The 22,133-nt window shown below is 29.2% G+C and carries 20 protein-coding genes and 1 other annotated feature; of the genes, 12 read left to right on the top strand and 8 right to left on the bottom strand.

All coding sequences use genetic code 11. The annotated features are described in order from the left end of the window. Positions 1–217 precede the first annotated feature (217 nt). Positions 218–1,189: an ornithine cyclodeaminase family protein gene (locus FGL08_RS12800; protein ID WP_138211146.1), complete on the top strand. Its 972-nt coding sequence runs from the start codon at positions 218–220 to the stop codon at positions 1,187–1,189. A 90-nt stretch (positions 1,190–1,279) separates the two neighbouring features. Here FGL08_RS12800 and wecB read toward each other — a convergent pair whose 3' ends face one another. After that, complete coding sequence (gene wecB, locus FGL08_RS12795; RefSeq protein ID WP_138211145.1) at positions 1,280–2,434, bottom strand: non-hydrolyzing UDP-N-acetylglucosamine 2-epimerase; 1,155 nt, start codon at positions 2,432–2,434, stop codon at positions 1,280–1,282. A gap of 221 nt (positions 2,435–2,655) precedes the next feature. On the opposite strand from wecB, the gene FGL08_RS12790 reads away from it, so the two are divergent. Next, positions 2,656–3,888 (top strand): competence/damage-inducible protein A, encoded by a 1,233-nt coding sequence (locus tag FGL08_RS12790; protein WP_138211144.1) that lies wholly within the window; start codon positions 2,656–2,658, stop codon positions 3,886–3,888. A gap of 123 nt (positions 3,889–4,011) precedes the next feature. On the opposite strand, the gene FGL08_RS12785 is transcribed toward FGL08_RS12790, so the two are convergent. From FGL08_RS12785 to FGL08_RS12770, 4 genes are all read right to left on the bottom strand, one after another. After that, complete coding sequence (locus tag FGL08_RS12785; RefSeq protein ID WP_138211143.1) at positions 4,012–4,521, bottom strand: ferritin; 510 nt, start codon at positions 4,519–4,521, stop codon at positions 4,012–4,014. A 145-nt stretch (positions 4,522–4,666) separates the two neighbouring features. Further along, entirely contained in the window at positions 4,667–5,926 is a 1,260-nt protein-coding gene (locus FGL08_RS12780) for a S8 family serine peptidase (protein ID WP_138211142.1), read from the bottom strand. 187 nt (positions 5,927–6,113) lie between these two features. Next, positions 6,114–7,001 (bottom strand): selenium metabolism-associated LysR family transcriptional regulator, encoded by an 888-nt coding sequence (locus FGL08_RS12775; RefSeq protein ID WP_138211141.1) that lies wholly within the window; start codon positions 6,999–7,001, stop codon positions 6,114–6,116. A 182-nt stretch (positions 7,002–7,183) separates the two neighbouring features. Then, the gene (locus FGL08_RS12770) at positions 7,184–7,609 is read right to left on the bottom strand and encodes a DMT family transporter (protein ID WP_138211140.1); all 426 of its coding nucleotides are present in this window, start codon (positions 7,607–7,609) and stop codon (positions 7,184–7,186) included. Positions 7,610–7,783: 174 nt separating this feature from the next. Here FGL08_RS12770 and FGL08_RS12765 point away from each other — a divergent pair, with 174 nt between their 5' ends. Next, positions 7,784–9,826, top strand: a complete 2,043-nt coding sequence (locus tag FGL08_RS12765; protein WP_138211139.1) for a methyl-accepting chemotaxis protein — start codon at positions 7,784–7,786, stop codon at positions 9,824–9,826. A 43-nt stretch (positions 9,827–9,869) separates the two neighbouring features. On the opposite strand, the gene FGL08_RS12760 is transcribed toward FGL08_RS12765, so the two are convergent. The 3 genes from FGL08_RS12760 to FGL08_RS12750 form a co-directional block, all read right to left on the bottom strand. Continuing rightward, positions 9,870–10,361, bottom strand: a complete 492-nt coding sequence (locus FGL08_RS12760; protein ID WP_138211138.1) for a dUTP diphosphatase — start codon at positions 10,359–10,361, stop codon at positions 9,870–9,872. 25 nt (positions 10,362–10,386) lie between these two features. Next, positions 10,387–11,778, bottom strand: coding sequence for an asparagine--tRNA ligase (asnS, locus tag FGL08_RS12755; protein WP_138211137.1), 1,392 nt, complete (start codon positions 11,776–11,778; stop codon positions 10,387–10,389). Between the two features lie 77 nt (positions 11,779–11,855). Beyond that, positions 11,856–12,091: a binding site (T-box leader), on the bottom strand. A 58-nt stretch (positions 12,092–12,149) separates the two neighbouring features. Next, entirely contained in the window at positions 12,150–12,707 is a 558-nt protein-coding gene (locus FGL08_RS12750) for a hypothetical protein (RefSeq protein WP_138211136.1), read from the bottom strand. A 307-nt stretch (positions 12,708–13,014) separates the two neighbouring features. Here FGL08_RS12750 and murA point away from each other — a divergent pair, with 307 nt between their 5' ends. The 9 genes from murA (at position 13,015) to FGL08_RS12705 (ending at position 22,002) form a co-directional block, all read left to right on the top strand. Then, the gene (gene murA, locus FGL08_RS12745) at positions 13,015–14,271 is read left to right on the top strand and encodes a UDP-N-acetylglucosamine 1-carboxyvinyltransferase (RefSeq protein WP_138211135.1); all 1,257 of its coding nucleotides are present in this window, start codon (positions 13,015–13,017) and stop codon (positions 14,269–14,271) included. A gap of 21 nt (positions 14,272–14,292) precedes the next feature. Beyond that, positions 14,293–15,078, top strand: coding sequence for an MBL fold metallo-hydrolase (locus FGL08_RS12740; protein ID WP_138211134.1), 786 nt, complete (start codon positions 14,293–14,295; stop codon positions 15,076–15,078). Positions 15,079–15,093: 15 nt separating this feature from the next. Further along, positions 15,094–15,669 carry a GerMN domain-containing protein gene (locus FGL08_RS12735; RefSeq protein WP_138211133.1) on the top strand — a complete coding sequence of 192 codons (576 nt, stop codon included), beginning with the start codon at positions 15,094–15,096 and terminating at the stop codon, positions 15,667–15,669. Positions 15,670–15,764: 95 nt separating this feature from the next. Then, positions 15,765–16,268, top strand: a complete 504-nt coding sequence (locus tag FGL08_RS12730; RefSeq protein WP_138211132.1) for an SEC-C metal-binding domain-containing protein — start codon at positions 15,765–15,767, stop codon at positions 16,266–16,268. Positions 16,269–16,442: 174 nt separating this feature from the next. Further along, positions 16,443–16,922, top strand: coding sequence for a hypothetical protein (locus FGL08_RS12725; protein ID WP_138211131.1), 480 nt, complete (start codon positions 16,443–16,445; stop codon positions 16,920–16,922). 121 nt (positions 16,923–17,043) lie between these two features. After that, entirely contained in the window at positions 17,044–17,523 is a 480-nt protein-coding gene (gene rlmH / locus FGL08_RS12720) for a 23S rRNA (pseudouridine(1915)-N(3))-methyltransferase RlmH (RefSeq protein ID WP_138211130.1), read from the top strand. Positions 17,524–17,743: 220 nt separating this feature from the next. Then, positions 17,744–18,970 (top strand): DNA adenine methylase, encoded by a 1,227-nt coding sequence (locus FGL08_RS13500; protein WP_138211129.1) that lies wholly within the window; start codon positions 17,744–17,746, stop codon positions 18,968–18,970. A 13-nt stretch (positions 18,971–18,983) separates the two neighbouring features. Next, positions 18,984–19,901 carry a DNA adenine methylase gene (locus FGL08_RS13495; protein WP_138211128.1) on the top strand — a complete coding sequence of 306 codons (918 nt, stop codon included), beginning with the start codon at positions 18,984–18,986 and terminating at the stop codon, positions 19,899–19,901. Positions 19,902–19,995: 94 nt separating this feature from the next. Next, positions 19,996–22,002, top strand: a complete 2,007-nt coding sequence (locus FGL08_RS12705; protein ID WP_138211127.1) for an AlwI family type II restriction endonuclease — start codon at positions 19,996–19,998, stop codon at positions 22,000–22,002. The last annotated feature ends 131 nt before the right edge of the window (positions 22,003–22,133 follow it).

The raw sequence follows: 22,133 nt of genomic DNA, 5'->3' as shown, positions 1-22,133 counted from the left end.
CCTCAGACAAAATAAAAACTATGAAAAGTCATAGTATAGAACATTTATTTCTGTCTGAGGTTAATGTTATTAATAAGCATTATAAGTAAGATTAAATTATTTTGAAACCAAATAGAATATGATATTCATTGGTACCTAATAAACGGATTCTATTAAGCATGTATAATTTGTTTAAGAGGTAATAAGATATATGTAAATAAATAGGGGGAGAGTATATATGTTATATTTAAATGCTAAGGATATTATAAGTTCAATTACTTTTAAAGAGGTTATGGAAACTATTGAGGAGGCATATAAGTTATATGAAAATAATGCCTTTGATGCACCGTCTAGAATCCATATAGACCATGGTGATACAAAAACGCTTTTATTTATGCCTTGTTTTACAGAAAATATTTTTGGAACAAAAATATTAACTTATTTCCCGGAAAACCCTAAGGTAGGGAAACCAGTATTGGATGGATTAATGTTATTAAATGATATAGATACAGGTGAACCTTTATGCATTATGGATGGCAAGGCTTTAACTATGGTTAGAACTGGAGCTGTTGGAGGCGTAGGTGTTAAACATACAACTCCGAAAGGTGTTAAAACTCTAGGACTTATAGGTACTGGTGTTCAAGGGTTCTATCAGATCTTATATGCATGTGAGGCTAGGGATTTTAAGAAAATTTATATATCCGATAGATCTAAAGATAAAGCAGAAGACTTTAAAAAAAGACTTCAAAAGGAATTGAAAGATATAGAAATAATAGTAGCAGATACTGTAGAGCAAATGGTTAAAAATTCAGAAGTAATAATAACTGCCACTACATCTAACAAACCAGTTTTACCAGATGATCCTGAACTTTTAAAAGGAAAGCATTTTATAGGAATAGGGTCATATAAACCATTTATGAGAGAATTTCCAGATGCTATATCTAAAGTCGTAGATAATGTATTTATAGATACAGAGTTTGCAAAAGAAGAATCAGGAGATTTATGTATACCCACAGAAAGTGGAATTTTAGATGAAAGTAAGATTAAGACTTTTGGTGACTATTTATTAAATTGCAATAATAAAGAAGAAATTATAAAAGGAACAACCTTATATAAGTCTGTAGGTATGGCTTTATTTGATATTACTGCGTCTAGATTAATATATGAAAAAGCTAAGGCTAAAGGTATAGGACAAAATATAGAACTTTAAAAGTTTTAATTGTAAGTTACAATATTATAAGTAATACTTAATTTTAAAAGGAATCTATATCAATTAATATAGATTCCTTTTTACATATTATTAGATTGTATCAAAGTCTTCTGGTTTCTCATTAAGGTGATTAAAGTAGAAAAGAATGCTATCTACTATTCTTTTAGAGGCTTTACCATCTCCATATGGATTTACTGCATCAGACATTTTGATATATTCTTCCTTATTTAAAAGAAGAGTCTCTACTGAATTTAATATGGTATCTGTATCTGTTCCAACAACTTTTACAGTTCCAGCTTTAACAGCTTCAGGTCTCTCAGTAGTATTTCTAAGTACAAGTACTGGTTTACCTAAATGTGGAGCCTCCTCTTGTATTCCACCAGAGTCTGTCATTATTAAGTGACATTTATTCATAAGGTTATGAGTTTCTTCTAAATCCAAGGGTGGTAATAAATGTACATTAGGTGTATTTCCAAGGATTTTATTTGCTGTTTCTTGTACTATAGGGTTTAGATGTACAAGATACACTATTTCTATATCATTCATTTTTTCAGCTAGGATTTTTAAACTATTACATATATTTTCTAAAGGTTCACCCCAATTTTCTCTTCTATGTGCTGTTACCATAATTACTTTTTTATTTTTAAAATCTATATTATGTAATTCATTATTCTTAAAAGTATACTTTTCTTGTATAGTGCTATCCATAGCATCAATTACTGTATTCCCTGTAATAAATATATTGTCTTCATTTATATTTTCTTTTAAAAGGTTATTTTTAGATGTTTTAGTAGGTGCAAAGTGAAGATCTGCAATGTGTCCTGTTAAAACTCTGTTTGTCTCCTCAGGAAATGGGGAATATTTATCATAGGTTCTGAGACCAGCCTCTACATGTCCAATTTTAATCTTGTTATAAAAGGCGGAAAGACTTCCAGCAAATGTAGTTGTAGTATCACCATGTACAAGTACCATGTCAGGTTTCTCTTTTATAAAAATCTCATTTAACCCATTTAAAACATTTGTAGTTATTGTGCATAAGGTTTGTTTGTTTTTCATTATATTTAAATCGTAGTCAGGAGTTAAATTAAAGATTTCTAAAACTTGGTCTAGCATTTCTCTATGTTGTGCAGTTACGCATACTTTACATTCAATATCGGATCTATTTTTAAGCTCATTGACTAGAGGACACATTTTTATAGCCTCCGGCCTAGTTCCAAAAATAGTCATTATTTTAATCTTATCCATTAAATTCACTCCCATGAAACGTATTAAAGACTATAAAATTAATTTATTATTTTGTAAATTATAGTCCCTTTAGTTAATGTTAACTTATCCTTAAATATTAATCAAGAATTAAATAGCATTAACAAGTCCATTATATTGTATAAAATTAACAAAAATTATTTACAAATATGATAAAATAAAAGTAGAGATTTAAATAAAGTCTATATAAGGAAGGTCAAACTATGAAAGCTGAAATTTTATGTGTTGGTACAGAGATTTTACTTGGTGATATATTAAATACCAATGCTCAATATTTGTCTAAGAGATTAGCGGAAATTGGTATAGATGTTTATCATGAGACTGTAGTAGGAGATAATCCTAAAAGGTTAGAAGAAGCCTATAAAATAGCTTTTAATAGAGCTGATATTGTTATTAGTACAGGTGGGCTTGGGCCAACAAAGGATGATCTTACAAAGGAGATTGGTAGTAAATTTTTTAATAAAGCGTTAGTTTTACATGAAGAGTCTATGAAAAAGTTAGAAGAGCATTTTTCTAAGACAAAAAGAGTTATGAGTGAAAATAATAAAAAGCAAGCATATACGCCTGAGGGAAGTATAGTTTTACCTAATAATAATGGAACAGCTCCTGGATGTATTATAGAAGATGGTAAAAAAATATTAGTATTAATGCCAGGACCACCTAGGGAGATGAAAGGAATGTTTGAGGAGGGGGTAGTTCCTTATCTTCAGAGTATTTCTAAGGAAGTTTTATATTCAAAGGTTTTAAGGGTTCTTGGTGTAGGGGAAAGCTCTGCAGAGTATATGATATCGGACATTATAGAAAATCAAACCAATCCAACTATAGCTCCTTATGCAAAAGAAGGGGAAATGATATTTAGGATTACAGCAAAAGCAACTAATGAAGAAAAGGCAAGGGAACTTATAGTACCTATGGAGAAGGCTGTCAGAGATGTTTTAGGTGATAATATATATGGAGAGGGCGAGACTAGTATAGAAGAGGTAGTTTCAAAACTTCTTTTAGATAGACAGTTAACGTTAGCTATAGCTGAATCATGTACAGGGGGAATGGTAGCATCTAAAATAGCAGAATGTGCAGGCATATCGAAAGTGTTTAAGGAGGGCTTAGTTACTTATACGGAAGAGGCTAAAGAGAAAAGATTGGGGGTAAAAAGAGAAACTTTAGATAAGTATGGAGTTGTAAGTGCAGAGGTTGCGAAAGAAATGGCAGAGGGTGTAGCTAAGACTTCAGGTACGGATATAGGAATTTCAACTACAGGAGTTGCAGGTCCAGGTGGAGGAAGTGAGGAAAAGCCAGTAGGTCTTGTGTATATTGCGATTTATTATAGAAGTAAATGTATAAGTAAGGAACTTAACTTAAATGGAAATCGCAATGTTATAAGGAATAGAGCGTCCATGGCGTTGTTAGATTTCTTAAGAAGAGAACTTCAAAAGTAAAAATTAATTTCATATTAGGATTTTTTTAAAAATAAAATTAACCCCTTAAAATAGAGTCATAGAAAAACTATCTATATTTACTATAAGGGGTTAATTATTTATATGTTTTGTTACAGTCTAGTTCTATGCATTTGTAGGTGGAGTAAATGTTCTTTGAGATAGATTTGTGTCTATCATATATAAAGCAGCAGGGTTTTCTATGGATCTTTCTAACTGCTTAATTATTCCTTTAAATGATGCTTCTTCTTCTACTTGCTCATCTATAAACCACTTTAGGAAGCTTATAGTAGCATGTTCTCTTTCTTCAGTAGCTATATCTGTTAATTTGTATATTCTTTCAGTTACAATTTTTTCATGGCTATAAGCAGTTTTAAATGCTTCTATAACTGAGGAATAATTATTTTCTGGTTTTTCTATAGCTTCTAATGTAACTTTTCCATCCATTTCTATTACATAGTCGTACATTTTCATAGCATGGAAAAGCTCTTCTTGAGCTTGCACTCTAAAGAAGTTTGCAAAACCAGCTAAATCTTCATCTTCACAGTATGAAGCCATTGCTAAATAAACATAAGAAGAGTAAAATTCGAAATTGATTTGATCATTTAAAGCACTAAAAAGTTTTTCACTTATCATCTAGAGGTTCCTCCTTATTAAACGTATGTGTAAAATAGTTTAAGTGTTAATATTTTGATTAACAATAATTCTCAATAAATAATAATTTTTAATAAAAATTTCTTATACTATAAATATTATACAAATTATAAATGTTATATACAAGTTAAATAATACCATGTTTCTTTTTGTCATCTTTGGTAAGAGTTAAATTTTGTTCAAGCACTATACCATTCCCCATAGATTCCTTAGGCAATTCCAGAGGTGTTGCACTCAGTTTTAAAAGAGAGTATATATCCTTCATGGTTAAGTCACTCTTATGTTCATATAACATAGCACATATTCCACAGATATAAGCAGCTGAAAGGGCTACTGAAGATACCTCTGCATAATTATAACGAAGGGCATGAGGGTATAATTTAATGTTATCTTTTTCTGGAATATAATCGATGTTTAAGTTAGTGGTAAATTTTTTGTAACATGGAGCCAGAAAATCGGGCTTATGCTTTCTTTTGTAAGGACCTGAGGAAGAATATTTATACAAAATAGGAGGATTTATCGAGGAGAGACCACCTATACAAATACAGTTATTTAGTGATGATATCCCGCATATTGTACTTGCCTTATTGGAATTGCTTCCTGTAGGAATTATAATTGTCAGTCCCATTTCAGCCACATAATCAAAGGTTTTTTCGAATAGTTCTAGAATAAATGGATTAAATTCAAAAGTTTCAAGGGGTAGATATATTAATTTTATGTTATATTCTCTAGATTCTTCAATTAAAGTATAAATCGAATGTAATATAGTAGATGCAAATGCTCTTTCAGTATTATCAAATACTTTTATTGAGTAAAAATTACATCTAGGTGCTACACCTTTTATGGAGCCTTTAGAAGAATATCCGTTACCACCTATAATACCAGCTATAAATGTACCAAGACCACAATTGTCATAAGTATAAGTATAGTTTTCTGTAAGATCTAGGAATTTCACTATTCTATTATCAGGTTTTGTAAAATCACTGTGAGGGTAGATACCCGTACCTATTATACCTATACATACATCCTTTCCATTTAGAGAATATTTATTCTCATCTATTTGGGTATATGGGTTGTTTACTTTAGTCTTTTCAATATTACTTATGGGAGAGTGATTAAATGGAATAGAAAAAACTAAAGAATCAAAATCTATATATTTAACTTCTGGATATTCTGAAAGTCTTTCTATAGTTCTTTTACTTATATTAGCGCATATGCAATTTAAATTAGGCAATGTGTATAGTAGTTCACCCTTGGAAGACAAAACTCTTTTTTCTATCTTCTCAAGTAGGCTTCGGCAGCTTATTATAACCCTATAATTTTTGTATATATTTTTTTCTAAAGCAGTTTTCAAATTACTACTGAGTTTATTTTTAATCTTAAACATAAATTCCCTCCATATTCTAATAGAAAAAAGTGGTTCATTTATATAGTATAGTTTTGCTATTAGAAAGGTTAAAAATATAGATAAATATTATAACTGAAGGGAAATAATAAATCCCATGTTTATAAATAAACTGGGATTTATTATTTTATATGTTATATTATAAATTAGTTAATAAATATGTATAATTTTATAATTTAAAATCTTCCTTGCACATATTAAAGAACGCCCTTGCTGTTGGGGTTAGAGTTCTTTTGGAATTCATTATTAAGTAAATGTTTCTTGTTAAGTTTAAGTTTTTTATTTTACTATAAGTAAGTTTTCTATCAGAAGATGAAGTTTCATATATTTTAGAAGACACAATTGATATCCCCATGCCAGTCTTTACGAATTGAACTAATGTATCTAAATTGTTAACTTCACATAATATATTTAGTTTGCTTACATCAAACTCTTCAGAAATAATATCCTCAAAAGTTTTTCTAGTTGCTGAATTTTTTTCTCTAAATATAAACTTATATTTTAATAAATCTTTAATTTCTAGTTCTTTTGGAAGATTTAATGAAGGATGAGATATAACAACAAGCTCGTCCTCAAGTAGCTTGTAACTTTTTATTTTATCATGACGTATAGAAGTGCCTACAATCCCTATTTCACATTCTAAGTTTAATATATCTTTTATTATTTTCCCAGAACTTTGCTCATTAATATCAAAAGTTACTTCTGGATAAAGAGAATTAAACTTTTTCATTATTACAGGTACTATTGAATTACATGGCGTAGTGCTGGCTGAAACATTTAACTTTCCAGATATATTGCTATTAAAATCTGAAAGTGCAACTATAGCATGGTTTCTAGTGTTAACTATATCTATAGCATAATCAAGAAAAGACTCACCAGCAGGTGTCAAGTTTACCTCCTTGGAGGTTCTGTCAAAAAGCTGAATGTTAAGTTCTTTCTCTAAACTAGAAATATGGGAGCTGATAGTTGGTTGAGATAAAAAAATTGTATTTGCTGCCTTTGAAAAACTTTTTAATTTTGCAACACTGATAAAAGCTTCAATTTGTTTGAAATCCATAATTATCCCCCTAAGTTTAATATCCAAATACTATTATGTATGTTGCTATTGAAAAAATCAATAGACTTTAGAGAAAAAAACTATAGTAAAATCCAATAGTTTCTCTTGACAAAATAAAAAACCACATAAGAATAATTGGTATTACAAATATATAGTATATACCAAAATATAAGTTATGTTAACTATTTATATTTAAATATTATTATGCCTATTATCATCATAACAAGCCCCAGGTATTTATTTATACCAAATCTTAATTGTTCAACTCCAAATATACCAAATGCTTCTATTAATGCTGCAGCTAGTAATTGGGCAATAAGAATAAGAGTTACAGCATAGGTAGGGCCTAAATTATTCATACCCAGCATAACAGTTACGGTAATTAAAGCTCCTATTATACCACCAGTTAAATAAAGTTTATTAACAGAACCTAAGGCACTCCAATTACCATTTCTCATGAAGAGAAATATAATTATAGTAGATACAAGTGCCACTCCCTGAACAACTATACTAGTCTCCCAAAGACCTATTTTTTTACCTACATTTGTGTTAAATACTCCTTGAATGCTCATAAGTATACCAGCTACTATAGAAAAGATTATACCCATATAAAAACTCTCCTTTAACTTTTTTGTAAAAATTAATGTATAACTATATTATTTCCCTGAAATTTAATAATTATTTATGAGGGCAATTCTTGTTTGATATAAATAAAACGCAAAAAATGTCGATAATTCAAATATAAGATACAAAATAAGTGTTTATCTTTGGGAGGAAAACATATGAAGAGCAGAATAAGTACCAAGAGAAATTCGGAAAAAGGAAGTTCATCCACATTAAAAAGAAAAATTTTAATTGCCGGTATACTTCTTGTAGCAATACCTCTGTTTATAGCAAGTGTTTTTTCTTATAAAAAAAGCAAAATTGTTTTGGAGGAGAATTTTAATGACTCTAGTTTCTCTATAATGGAGCAATTAGAAACTGTTATTAAGAACTTTGAAAAAAATCGTGAAACTGATTTAAAAAGCTTTTCTAAAGATAGAAGGTTACAAGATTCTTTAAAAGATAAAAAAGGCAATATTAATGATATTAATCAAAAACTTCAAAACTATGTAGATAATCATGAAGAAGTTGATTACATATATATTGCAAAAAGCGATAATAAAATGCTATGTTATCCTGATGCAGGTGAATTAGGACAAGATTATAAACCTAATGAACAAGATTGGTATAAGAATGCTGTAAATAAAAAGAGGATAGTTTGGTCTAATCCATATAAGGATAAAGGTACAGGCATTTATGTAATTACACTATCAATGCCTATATACGGTGACAACCAAGAGCTCCTTGGTGTAGTAGGAATGGATTTAAGCTTATCGGGTATTTCTAAAATAGTTAAGGAAATAAAGATAGGTGATAAGGGATTTGTTTTTATAGTAGATAATGCTAATACAATTATTGCACATAAAGATGAATCCTTATTATCCAAAACTTTAAATATTAATGAGATAAATAATAAGATAAAGAATACCGCAAAAGGGACTGTAAGATATACACTAAAAGATAATATAGGATCTGATGAGAAGTTAGCTAGTTTTGATAAAATAGAGTCTTTGGGGTGGACAATAGTAACTAATATGTATTTGGATGATCTTAATAGTGATCTAAGTGGGATATTATATCAAAATGCATTAATAGCTATTATATGTTTAGTTATTGTAATACTTATAACCACTTATTTTTCAAAAACCCTTAACAATAAAGTAAGAAAATTATTGGATTCAATGGAAGCAGGAAAGAATGGGGATTTTACAGTTAAGTGTGATTTAAATTCAAAAGATGAGTTTGGCATATTAGCTAAAAATTTTAATGAAATGATAGGTACATTAGGCAACTTATTAAAGAGTGTTAAACAAGCATCAATAAATTTAGGACAGGAATCTGAACTTTTAGCAGCTAGTGCAGAAGAGACAGATGCAACTTCTGATGGTATAAATTCAGCCATTATTGAAGTTGCTAAAGGTGCTAATAACCAAGCAGAAAATGCAGAAAAAGGATTATTAGCTACAACTGAACTTGGAGATAAAGTAAACTTAATTTCTGAAAAAAGTAAGGATATAGATGATAATGCTAAAGAAATTAATAATATAAATGTGTATACTATGGAAACTCTTAAAAACTTAAATACTAATACAGATACTAATGAGCAAATTATAGATAAAGTAGCCATTGCTATATCTAAACTTGATAACAAGGTTGGAGATATTGGAAATATTTTAAACACCATAAATGCAATATCAGAGCAAACAAATTTGTTAGCTTTAAATGCATCTATAGAAGCAGCAAGAGCAGGAGAAGCTGGAAGAGGTTTTGCAGTAGTTGCTGAGGAAATAAGAAAGCTTGCAGAAGGCTCTAAACGATCCACAGAGGATATAAAGCGTATTATAGTAAACATACAAACGGAAAGTAATGATACTGTGAACATTGTAGGAGAGTTAAAGGAAGTATCAGCAGTTCAAGGAACTTCAGTTAAGGAAGTTCATGAAGCTTTTATTAAGATATCCCAAGAGGTTGAAGGCATAACAGAAAAGATAGAGAGTGTTTATGATAATATAGCAGAACTAATGCAATCCAAAGATGAGCTTTTAAATAGTATGGAAGATATATCAGCTATATCACAAGAGACGGCTTCAGCATCACAGGAAATTACTGCATCTATTGAACAGCAAAGTTCGGCCATATCACAAGTAGCAAATGCTGCAGATAAATTAAATGGTTTATCATTAAAATTAAGAGATGAAGTGGAAATGTTCAAACTAGACTAAGAGAAAAGGCTATGAATTCAATTTTAAATTCATAGCCTTTTTATTAATAGCCTTGATCTTGTCTTTGATGATTTACTTTATTTTTATCTATATAAGCACTTTCTATATCTTCCTCAGAAAAACCTAAACTAGATCCTAAATTCAAGAAGTTTTGAAATACACTTTCATATAATTCTTTAGAACAATCCTCGTCAATATGAGAGATTTCCTTATATAAATCTAAAAATTGAACATGCACAGGAGTTTCTAAAGTCTTCATAGGTTGAAGATTTAACTTTGTACTATAATTTAATTTTAATCCAAGACTTAATATAAAGTGTAATCCATCTACGTATTCTTCTAATATAACTTCCTTTGAAGAAGGACCTTTACTACTCCAAAATTTAAAGCAACGAGTTTCGTTAGCAAGCTCACCAAGTTCAACGAAAAGAGCTAGGGCTTTTTTAGGTATAAGATTTTCGTTGAGTAGACCATGTTCTTTTTCTATTCTATAATCTAGCATTTCTTGCATAGAGAATAAATTTTTAAAATCCAATATAGTATCCCCCATTCAGTTTAAATTAGAATTCAGCGTTTTTAGGAGTTCTTGGGAATGGTATTACGTCTCTTATGTTACCTACACCAGTTAAGTACATAATAGCTCTCTCAAAACCTAGGCCAAATCCAGAGTGTTTAGTCTCACCGTATTTTCTAAGCTCTAAATACCACCAATAATCTTCTTTTTTAAGTCCTAATTCTTCTAATCTATTTTCTAATACAGATAATCTTTCTTCTCTTTGGCTTCCACCTATAAGTTCCCCTATGCCAGGAACTAATAAGTCCATAGCTGCAACAGTTTTATTATCTTCATTCATTCTCATGTAGAAGGCTTTTATCTCTTTTGGATAGTTAGTTACGAATACAGGTTTATTAAATATCTTTTCTGTTAAATATCTTTCATGTTCAGTTTGAAGGTCTATACCCCACTCTACTGGGTACTCAAATTTTTGTCCTGATTGCTTTAAGAGTTCCACAGCTTCTGTATAAGGCACTCTTTCAAAGTTAGAGTTTAAAACAAGATTTAATCTTTCTAATAATCCCTTATCTACGAAGCTATTAAAGAATTCCATTTCTTCTGGAGCATTTTCAAGTACAAATCTAATTATATATTTAACCATATCTTCAGCAAGATCCATGTTATCATTAAGATCAGCAAAAGCCATTTCAGGTTCTATCATCCAGAATTCGCTGGCATGCCTTGTGGTGTTTGAGTTTTCGGATCTAAAAGTAGGTCCAAAAGTATATATATTTCTATGAGACAGAGCAAATATTTCCCCCTCTAATTGACCACTTACAGTAAGATTAGTCTCTTTACCAAAGAAGTCTTGAGAGTAGTCTATTTTTCCGTCTTCTGTTTTTGGTATATTATGAAGATCAAGAGTGGTTACCTTAAACATTTCTCCTGCACCTTCACAATCACTACCAGTTATTAATGGAGTGTGTACATATACAAATCCTCTTTCAAAGAAGAAGTTGTGAATTGCATAAGCAGCTAAAGAACGAATTCTAAATACTGCTGAGAAAAGGTTACTTCTAGGTCTTAAGTGAGCTATAGTTCTTAGGTATTCAGGAGAATGTCTCTTTTTTTGAAGAGGATAATCTGAATGAGAAAGACCTTCTACTATAATTTCTTCTGCTTTTATCTCAAAAGGTTGTTTTGCAGATGGAGTTTCAACTAAAGTACCTATAATAGATACAGAAGAACTTATTGAAAGTTTAACAGCTTCTTTAAAACCTGAAGCATTTTCGTCCATAACTACTTGAATATTTTTAAAGAAACTTCCATCATTTATTTCCATGAATGCAAAAGCTTTAGAATCTCTTATTGTTCTAACCCAACCAGAAATTTTTACTTGTTTGTTTAGATAAATATCTTTTTCTCTATAAAGAGTCTTTATTAATACTGGTTTCATTTTTATTCCTCCCTAATTTATATAAAAATTTATTGTACAAAATAAAAAACCTTTCGTCCCATAATACACCTTGTATATTATGGGACGAAAGGTAACTTCCGTGGTACCACCCAAGTTGAGAAAATCTCCGCTCGATCACTGCAAATACAGTGTCCATAATGTAACGGCATGGATCCGACTAAGTCTACTTTGCAATAGCATTTCGGTTAGTGACTCTGAGATGTTCTTCTATATGGACTTCGTACTGAGCTTACACCATCCCCAGTTCGCTATAACTACATTCCGTATATACTCTTCTCTTCATAGTCTTTAAAATGTATATCTATTATATCTATTTTAACCACTTTTACAAATAAAAATCAACACTTGAATTAAAAATTTTTAAGTTCAAAACTTTTTACTAAGATGTCTCTTTTGTTGTTAGATACTTTCCATAATTCTATTCGATCAATCTTCCCAAAATTAAGATGCTCTTCTGCTGAGAGTTCCCTTTTTACAGGAATTACAGATTGATTTGCTATTTTTTTAATGTTATAATTAGCATTTGCTAGGGGTATTTGAAGATTTATATTTAAATTTTCAAAAGATATGTGGCTTAGCTTAAAACCATAAAGATCTAAATTATCTATTATATTTCTCCAAATTCTAGACATATATCCTTTCTCATCAATAACTAAATTGACTTGTTTTGTTTCAGGGTTAACGTATAAACCATTCATAATATTAACCTTATATTTTTTATACGGAGCTAGTATTTTGGTGATAACATGGTCAAGCTTTTCCATATCAGGATTACTAACTACACTTAAAGGTATATATATAGAAGGATTACTCCTATATAACTTAAATTTTTTGCAAATCTGTCTTTGGATACCCTCTATTTTATTATGTGATTCATCATCGAACAGAGCGACTAATTGGTATTTCATTGCGACCTCCAAATATGAATACATTTTGTATGCTCACTTAATAACTAATATAAGGTTTTTTAACTATAATTTCAACAGTAAAATTAAAAAATATTATTACAATAAGATTTTGGCAATTTATAGATATACATAAATTAATTAAATTAAAATTTCGTAAAAAAACCTTTAAAAACCTTGTTAAAAATCAATGATTATATGATATAATAAAATTTATGATAAGTTATTTAGGATAGAAGATTAATTTTACATAAATACGAAGATTGAACAAAATTAATATAATATATTATTAGATAAGGATGGTTGTGACATGGAGAAGTTGGTTATACATGGAGGTAAAAAGGTTTTTGGTGAAATTGAGATAAGTGGTGCGAAAAACTCCGCAGTAGCTATTTTACCTTCATCTGTAATTGCCAGTAAAGGCATTTGTGTGATTGAAAATGTTCCAGATATCGAAGATGCAGCTTGTAGCTTGAAAATATTAGAGAGTTTAGGATGTAAAGTTGTAAGAAATAAAAATACAGTAACTATAGATAGTACAGAAATCCATACGGTAAATGCTAATACAGAAGAAGTAAGAAGAATGAGAGCTTCTTACTATATATTAGGAGGTTTACTTACTAGATTTAAAGAAGCAAGTGCTGACCTTCCAGGGGGATGTTCTATAGGGGTAAGACCAATAGATCAGCATATCAAGGGATTTAAAGCTCTTGGAGCTAAAGTGGACATATCTCATGGTACGGTTACAGTAAAGGCAGATAGACTTATAGGTACTAACATTTACTTTGATGTCGTAAGTGTAGGTGCTACTATTAATGTAATGATGGCAGCAGTTTTAGCGGAAGGTATAACAACTTTAGAGAACGCTGCAAAAGAACCTCATGTAGTTGATGTTGCTAATTATTTAAATTCCATGGGAGCCAATATAAAAGGTGCTGGTACTGATGTTATTAGAATTACAGGAGTTGAAGAACTTAAGGGTTGTAATTATAGCGTAATACCAGATCAAATAGAAGCAGGGACATATATGATAGCTGCAGCAGCATGTGGTGGGGAAGTTAGAGTTAAAAATGTTATTCCAAAGCATCTTGAGGCTATAAGTGCAAAGTTAGTAGAAATGGGTGCTGAAGTTATAGAAGAAGATGATTCAGTTATAGTTAAATCAGAAGGAAGATTAAAAGCTGTAAACATTAAAACTCTTCCATACCCTGGATTCCCAACAGATGTACAACAGCCAATGAGTACATTACTTTCTATTACAGAAGGCAGAGGTATTATAAATGAAAGTATTTGGGAGTCAAGATTTAAACACCTAGATGAAATAAAGAAAATGGGTGGTAAAGCAGAAGTACAAGGAAGAAGTGCTATAGTTGAGGGTGTTCCATATCTTACAGGGGCATCTGTTGTAGCAACTGATCTTAGGGCAGGAGCAGCTATGGTTATTGCTGGATTAGTAGCAAAAGGAACTACAGAAGTGACAGGAATAGAACACATAGATAGAGGATATCCACACATTGAAGAGAAATTCAAATCCTTAGGTGCAGATATTGAAAGAGTTACTTATTAGTAGGAAAAGAAGGAGTTAGACATGATATTTTGTCCCTTATATAGTGGAAGTAGTGGAAATAGTATTTTTGTAGGATCTGAGAAAAATAAAATATTAATAGACGTGGGACTTCCAGGGAAAAATATAGATAGTGCATTAAGCACAATAGGAGAAAGCCCAAAGGATATAAAGGCTATATTCATAACTCATGAGCATTCAGATCATATAAAAGGTGCAGGAGTATTGTCTAGGAAATATAATATACCTATATATGCAAATGAGGAAACATGGCGGTGCATGTATCCTAAGCTAGGCAAATTAAAAGAAGAGAATATTAAAATTTTAGATAATAAATATGTAGAGGTGGGGGACTTATCTATTGAAAATTATGCAATTCCCCACGATGCCGCATCACCAGTAGGGTATGCTGTATATTATAAGAATAAAAAAGTATGTATTGCTACAGATTTGGGGTATTTTACAGAAGAAGTAGATGCTGTAATTAAAGATTCTGACGTTGTATTACTTGAGAGTAATCATGATGTGGAAATGTTAAAATTCGGACCGTATCCGTATAGTTTAAAGAGAAGGGTACTTAGTAATGTAGGACATTTATCGAATGATGCCTGTGGGGAAGCTATAGTTAAAATAACAAATGGGAAGCCTAAAAAGATATATTTAGGCCATTTAAGTAAAACTAACAATTATCCAGATTTAGCATATAAAACAGTAGAAAATATTTTACTAGATAACGGGATAAAACTAGATAAAGATGTGTTTTTAACCATGGCCAATAGGGATAAACCAAGTGAATATATTACATTCTAAGGAGAGAATTATATAATGAAAAGAATTATAAAAATGTCTACTTGTGTTATTTTAGTAGCATCTAGCTTATTATTTTCAGCCTGTGAAAATAAAGATAAAATGAGCTTAAAAGGTAAAGAAAAAGAAGAAAATATTAAATTACAAAAAGAAAAAGAAAAAGATAATTATATGAATGTCGGTCTATACTTTGATGGTTCTAAAGACGGTAAAAAATCAGAAATATCAAAAGAAGAAAGACTTTTAAATAAAGATGAGGTTATAGGAGAATTAATTATACAAGAACTTATAAAGGGACCAGCAGTTAGAAGTGAACTAAAACCTATAATTCCAAAGGGAACTAGACTAATTAGTTTTTCTATAAATGATAAAATAGCAACAGCAAATTTTAGCAAAGAAATACAAGTTCCAATGACTGCACAAAAGGAAGAAACTTGTCTTAAGGCTATTGCCAGTTCTTTAAGTGAAATTTCTTCCATAGACAAAGTTAGAATACAAGTTGAAAATAAGAACATTGACAGCTTAGGTGGAAACTTTTCTATAGCAGAGCCTTTTAGCAAGGGTGAAATTAATCTTAGTAAAAGCAAAAAGTAAATCGGATGTTTAAATAGTTGAAAAACATCGAAATTTTTATTATAATTTTGAATTAAAGATACAATTATAAAAAGATAAAAAAGGGGTACATAACAATGAGTTTATATAAACAATGGACTGATTCAGTAGTTGAATATGTGAAAACAAAGGGAGAAGCTGCTTTCTGGAGAGAATATGGGGAAGTAGAAACTAAGTTTTACTCAAAATTATTATCTAATCGTACATTAAAATTAGAAGGCAAACTAGAAGATTTGGCTAAAGAATATGAAGTTTCGGTAATTCACTTCATGGGAATATTAGACGGATTAAACGAAAGCTTTAAAGAAGAATTAGATCTTGAAAAAATCGAACAAACTTCAGAAATTAATTCAGAACTAGATTTTGAAAAATTATATTTCAATATGTTAGATGCTAAAGCAGACTATTTATATGGATTACCACAATGGGAAGGAATATTCTCAAAAGAAAAGAGAAGAGAAATTCAAAAAGCTTACAGAGACTCTAAAACTGTAGTTAAAGAAGTTAAAATTGGAAGAAATGATCCATGTCCATGTGGAAGTGGTAAAAAATACAAAAAGTGTTGTGGAAAAGGCGAATAGTTTTTTAAACCTTGAGCTAAATTACACAAAATAAAATATAGAGTTAAACGACTTCCTATAAATTAGGAAGTCGTTTTGTTTTTTTATATACAACACAGTATTCAGATTAGTATAATAATATTATGTAACCTTGAAGTCTTATTTGACTACCCTAAATTATTGGAGGAGAAAATCTTGTCCTATACCATAACAGACATATTAGATAAATTTATAAAGATAAACGATATAAGGATAAATGTATATGAGGAGTACGAAGAAATCTTAAAAATAAGGGAAAGTAAGGATAATCTAAGATATATAATAATAGTTAAATCCCTTATAAAAGAAGTGTATAGAGAAAATGAATATTACGATACAATAAAGAAGACAAGAATCCCATCAGAAATGGATGAGGTGAATTTTCTATCTTATGATAAAATATCATTTTCCATGGAGAGTTTTAAAAAAAATATTAATAAATACAAAGTAAATGACTGTAAACAAATAATATCTTCATTTATAGACATAGAACAGGATATACTAGCACTAATGATAACAGTTCAAGGTATGCTTGTATTACAAACGGAAGATACAGAAACACTAGCATATAATGTACTAACGGAAGTTATAAAAGAAAGAGAAAATAGCATAAGTAAATTAAGCAAGTTAAATTAATATTATTAAAAACTAAAAATTAAAAAGTTTATTAAAAAAGAGTATAATTTAGGGCTTTAAGTACAAGCTTTAAATTATACTCTTTACAAAATGTAATAAGGATTATAAGAAAGGGATAAAAATGAACATAACACTAATAACTGTAGGAAAAATAAAAGAAAAGTATCTAAAAGAAGCTATAGCTGAATACGTAAAAAGACTCAGAAAATACTGCAAAATAAATATAATAGAACTATCGGACGAAAAAACACCCGACAATGCCTCAGAAAAGGATGAGCTAATTATAAAAAATAAAGAAGGGGAGCAAATACTAAAACATATAAAAGATAACATGTATGTTATAGCACTAGATCTCAAAGGAAAAACCCTATCCTCAGAAGAATTAGCAGAATACATAAGGGATTTAGGTGTAAAAGGAGAAAGTAATATAGCTTTCATTATAGGGGGTTCCCTAGGCATATCAGAAAATGTACTAAAAAGAGCAAATTACAAACTTTGCTTTTCAAAAATGACCTTCCCACACCAACTATTTAGAGTAATGCTTTTAGAACAGATATATAGAGGACTTAGGATAATAAAGGGAGAACCGTATCATAAATAAATGAGCTTTTTACTAAAATTGGATATATAGAGGTAGTGATAGATTATTAAGTAGCATTACCTCTATTTTTATTTTAATGAAATAGTAATTAGTATATATAGCACATTAATGGTAATTATAATAATGTATAAATTTTTAAATATAAATAAAATATATTGAGAGAAGAATACTTATTTGTTATACTTTAAATAGTAACATTAGAACGATGCGAGGGTGCGTAATGAGAAATGAGATTAGAACACAGGAAATAATAAAAAAATATGATTTAAGCAGACAGACTTTATATCGTTGGATAAAGCAAGAGCTTATAACAGAGCCTAAAAGAGATTGGAGGAACTGGAGAGTGTGGACTAATGAGAATATTCTCGAAATTGAAGAAATAATGAAATCTAAAAATAAATGTATCAATAAAAAAGATAAGATGGTAGAAAGAGGATATTTTGATATAAATAATAGGAGATATTTAGGGAGTAAATATAAGTTATTAGGATTTATAAATGAAATTGTTGATAATGAGTGTGATAATGTAAAAAGTGTAGCGGATATATTCGGAGGAACTGGAACAGTAGCTAAAAACTTTTATGACCAAGGTAAATCAATTATAGTGAATGATATATTAGAATCTAATTATTTATCCTATAAAACTTGGTTTAGCAATGAGAAAATAGATATAGAGAAGATATCAAGAATAATAGATAATTATAATTCAATAGAAGTAATATGTGATAATTATGTATCTGAAAATTTTGGGGGAACATACTTTTCTATAGAGAATTCAAGAAAGATAGGATATATAAGAGAAGAAATAAATAGAATAAAAAATGAGTTAACAGAAAGAGAATACGCAGCTTTAATAACTTCATTACTATATGCAATGGATAAAGTTGCTAATACATGTGGTCATTATGATGCATATAGAAGAAAACTTGATTCAGTAGAGCCTTTAAAGCTATTAATACCTAATTTATCAACAACCAATGATAAAGATAATAAGATTTATAATATAGATGCAAATAAACTAGTTAGGGATATTGAGGTAGATTTAGTATATATAGATACTCCTTATAATTCAAGGCAATATGGAGATGCATATCATTTGTTAGAAAATATTGCTAGATGGGAAAAGCCAAGAGTAGAAGGGATAGCAAGAAAAATGGTTGATAGAGGTTCGATAAAAAGCAAATATTGTACAGCTAAAGCACCGGAAGCATTTGAAGATTTAATTAATGGTGTTAATTCTAGGTATATATTAGTATCATATAATAATATGGCACAAAAAGGTGTTGGTAGGTCGAATGCAAAGATAAGTAACGAAGAAATTATGAGTATTTTAGAAAGTAAAGGTAGAGTCAATGTATTTAGTACAGATTATAAGGTTTTTACTACTGGAAAAACAAATGTAGATGAACATAAAGAATTATTATATTTGTGTAAATGCTTTGATTAGGAAAGGGAAATAAATGAGTTACATAAAATCATGCTTAAATTATACTGGTGGTAAATATAAATTATTAAATCAGATTATGCCTTTAATACCTAATGAGTGTAGGACATTCATCGATATGTTTTGTGGTGGTTGTAATGTTGGAATAAATATGAAAGCTGAGCATATTATATTTAATGATAAATTAGAAGTTTTAATAGAATTATATAAAATTCTGTTAGAATTAGAGGAAGACTATATATTTAGTAAAATTGAAGAAATAATTAAAAGGTATAATTTATCAGATACATATAATAAAGGATATACGATATATGATTGTAATTCAAGTCAAGGCTTATCAGGGGTTAATAAAGAAGCTTATCAAAAATTAAGATTAGATTATAATATGTCTAAGCCAACAGATAAGGAACAAACAATAGAGAAATATTTAATGCTGTATACATTAAGTGTATATGGATTTAACAATCAAATAAGATTTAATAAGGAAGGTAATTATAATATACCAGTAGGGAAGAGAGATTTTAATCAGAAAGTAAGGGAAAAGCTTAAGCTGTTCATAAGAGCAATAAAAGAGAAAAATATATCTTTTATTAATGTAGATTATAAAGAATTATATTTGGAAGAGTTAAATGGAGATGATTTTGTTTATGCAGACCCCCCATATCGAATAACTACAGCTAGTTATAATGAAAATAAAGGTTGGACATTACAAGATGATTTGGATTTATTTGAGTATTTAGATAAGGTTGATAAAATGGGAATTAGGTTTGCAATGAGCAATGTTGTAGAACATAATGGGAATAAAAATAATGAATTAATTGAATGGGCTAAAAAGTATAAAATTCATTATTTAAATTTTAATTATAATAATTCTAATTATCAATCAAAAGCTAAGAAAAAGGTTACTAAAGAAGTGCTTATAACTAATTATTAATACTAAGAAAATCTTTCTTAGTATTTTTTTTAGATTTATATGTAAGTAATGTTATACTATAATTACAATTATTCTACAGTGAGGGGAAAACATAATGAAATTAAAGAGTATAAGTTCAGTATTTAATATGGGAGATACTAGTTTTAGACGAAAAACGCTTTTAGAAGATTACAAATATTTACTTCCTCTGTTAGTTGAACATAAAATAAAATATCCTGTATGGGAAAAGGATAATAAATCGCAAGAAGCTTTTTTTAGAACTGTACTAGAAAAAACTGATTTTTTTAGTGAGGAAACTAATTTTACAGATTCAGCTAAAAGAGGACGTACATTAACAAATGCATTAATTAAGCCAGGTTTAATTAATGATAAAAGAGAACTTAGTGAGGTTGCTTTACACTGGGTTTATAATAAAACAAAAGAACCAGACAATTTAGAGAAATTAATGAATTTATCTTTAGATAACTTAATATTCTTAAGACAATGGTTTAAGTTAAGAGTATATGAACCAAATGGGGAGGAATATCTTTATCCATTTAGGGTAGCTTTAGGATTTTTAAGAAAATATAAGGATATGCAGGAAGCTCATTTATTAGTGATATTACATTTATTATCACCATCTCTGGATAGTGAAAAAATATATAGAATTATAGAAAATTATGATGAAGTAAGAAGTGAAAAAGTTTCTTTTGATGAATATTTAGATGAAAATTTAAATCAGAATGATGAGGAAGTAGAGGCAAACTTAATCAAAGCGAGAGAATTATTTTCTTCCGAAGTTGTTGATATAGATAAATTTCATGAGTTATTTAAAAATGGAAAAACAAAGCAGGAAGTGTACTACAAGTTTTTTGAAGCTGTTGAGAAATTTAATCAAGATAAAACAATAGATAATTTGAAAGTTTTGGTTGATATATCAAAAGAACCTGCAATAAAGAAGGCTTTTGGATTTAATAAAATACCTTTTGATATTCCAAAGACAAATAACTTTACAGTAGAAGAATTTTTAAAGAAAAATAAGAATAATAATATTTTAAGTGAAAATAGAGTCAATTTTTATCTTCAATTTGCAAAGTCAAAAAAAGTAGATTTAGTTAGAGAATATTCAGATATGACAAAAAGAACTTTTGGTTTATCAGGTTTTATTAGTTTTAATAATGGACTTGTTAATCTTACTCAACCTTGGATAGTAGAGAATTTATTTATTGTTATTGGTAATAATATGGCGTTAGCTGGTGTACAAGCAATAAAAGAATATGAGGGTAATATAAATAGCCCTTTTTATTTAGATATTAGTTTAACCCAAATATTAAAACTAAGTACAAGTCAAATAATAGCAATAGAAGACTCTATTAAAGAAGAGTTTGGTGTATCAGATGTGTCTACTTTAAAAATAAGATTAGAAGAAGAACAAGAAGCTAAATTTAGAAAAGTAATAGAAAGTGAATTTCCAAAAGAAAAAGTTATTAAGTTACTGGGGTTATTTAGTGAACGTTCAATTAAAAATGATAGGAAAATTAAAGAGATGGTAACAGATTCTGCTACAGTACCAACTATATTTGAATATATTCTTGCTATAGCTTGGTTTTATATATCAGATTTGGAATATTCTTTAAGGAAAAGTGTTAATTTGTCTTTGGATGGTAACTATAAACCATTAACCCATGCGGCAGGTGGAGATGGAGATATAGTTATGGACTTCCCAAATTATAAATTAATGCTTGAAGCTACATTGATGGATACTAATTCTCAAAAGCGTGGAGAGTTAGAACCAGTAATAAGACATACAGCAAATCTTGCAATACGTTCACAAAAAGAAGTTATAACTATATTTGTTGCAGATAAAGTAGATACAAATGTTATTAATATATTTAAGGGTGCTTCTTATATTGAATTAGTATCAACAGAAAATGGATATAAAGAAAAGTCGATAGATGGTGTAGACATATTTGCATTAACAATAAACGAAATATCAAAAGCTATACAGGAAAAGGTAAAGCAAACTCATATAGTAGATATAATAAAGGAAAATTATCAGATGGAACCTGTTAGAATAAAAACCGGTTGGAGAGAGGAAATAGTAGAAAAGATTTTTGCATAAAATAAATAATAGTATTTTTATAAGAACATGAAAAGGGAGAAAGTATTGTACTAGTTTATAAATATATATTATAAAGGTAACAATAGCTCTTACTTGTATTGAGATATGCAAGTAAGAGTTTTTTATATTTA

The organism is Hathewaya histolytica (genome assembly GCF_901482605.1).
GTDB lineage: Bacteria > Bacillota > Clostridia > Clostridiales > Clostridiaceae > Hathewaya > Hathewaya histolytica.
The sequence above is the reverse complement of the archived record's forward strand: the minus strand, read 5'-3'. Positions and strand labels throughout refer to the sequence as shown.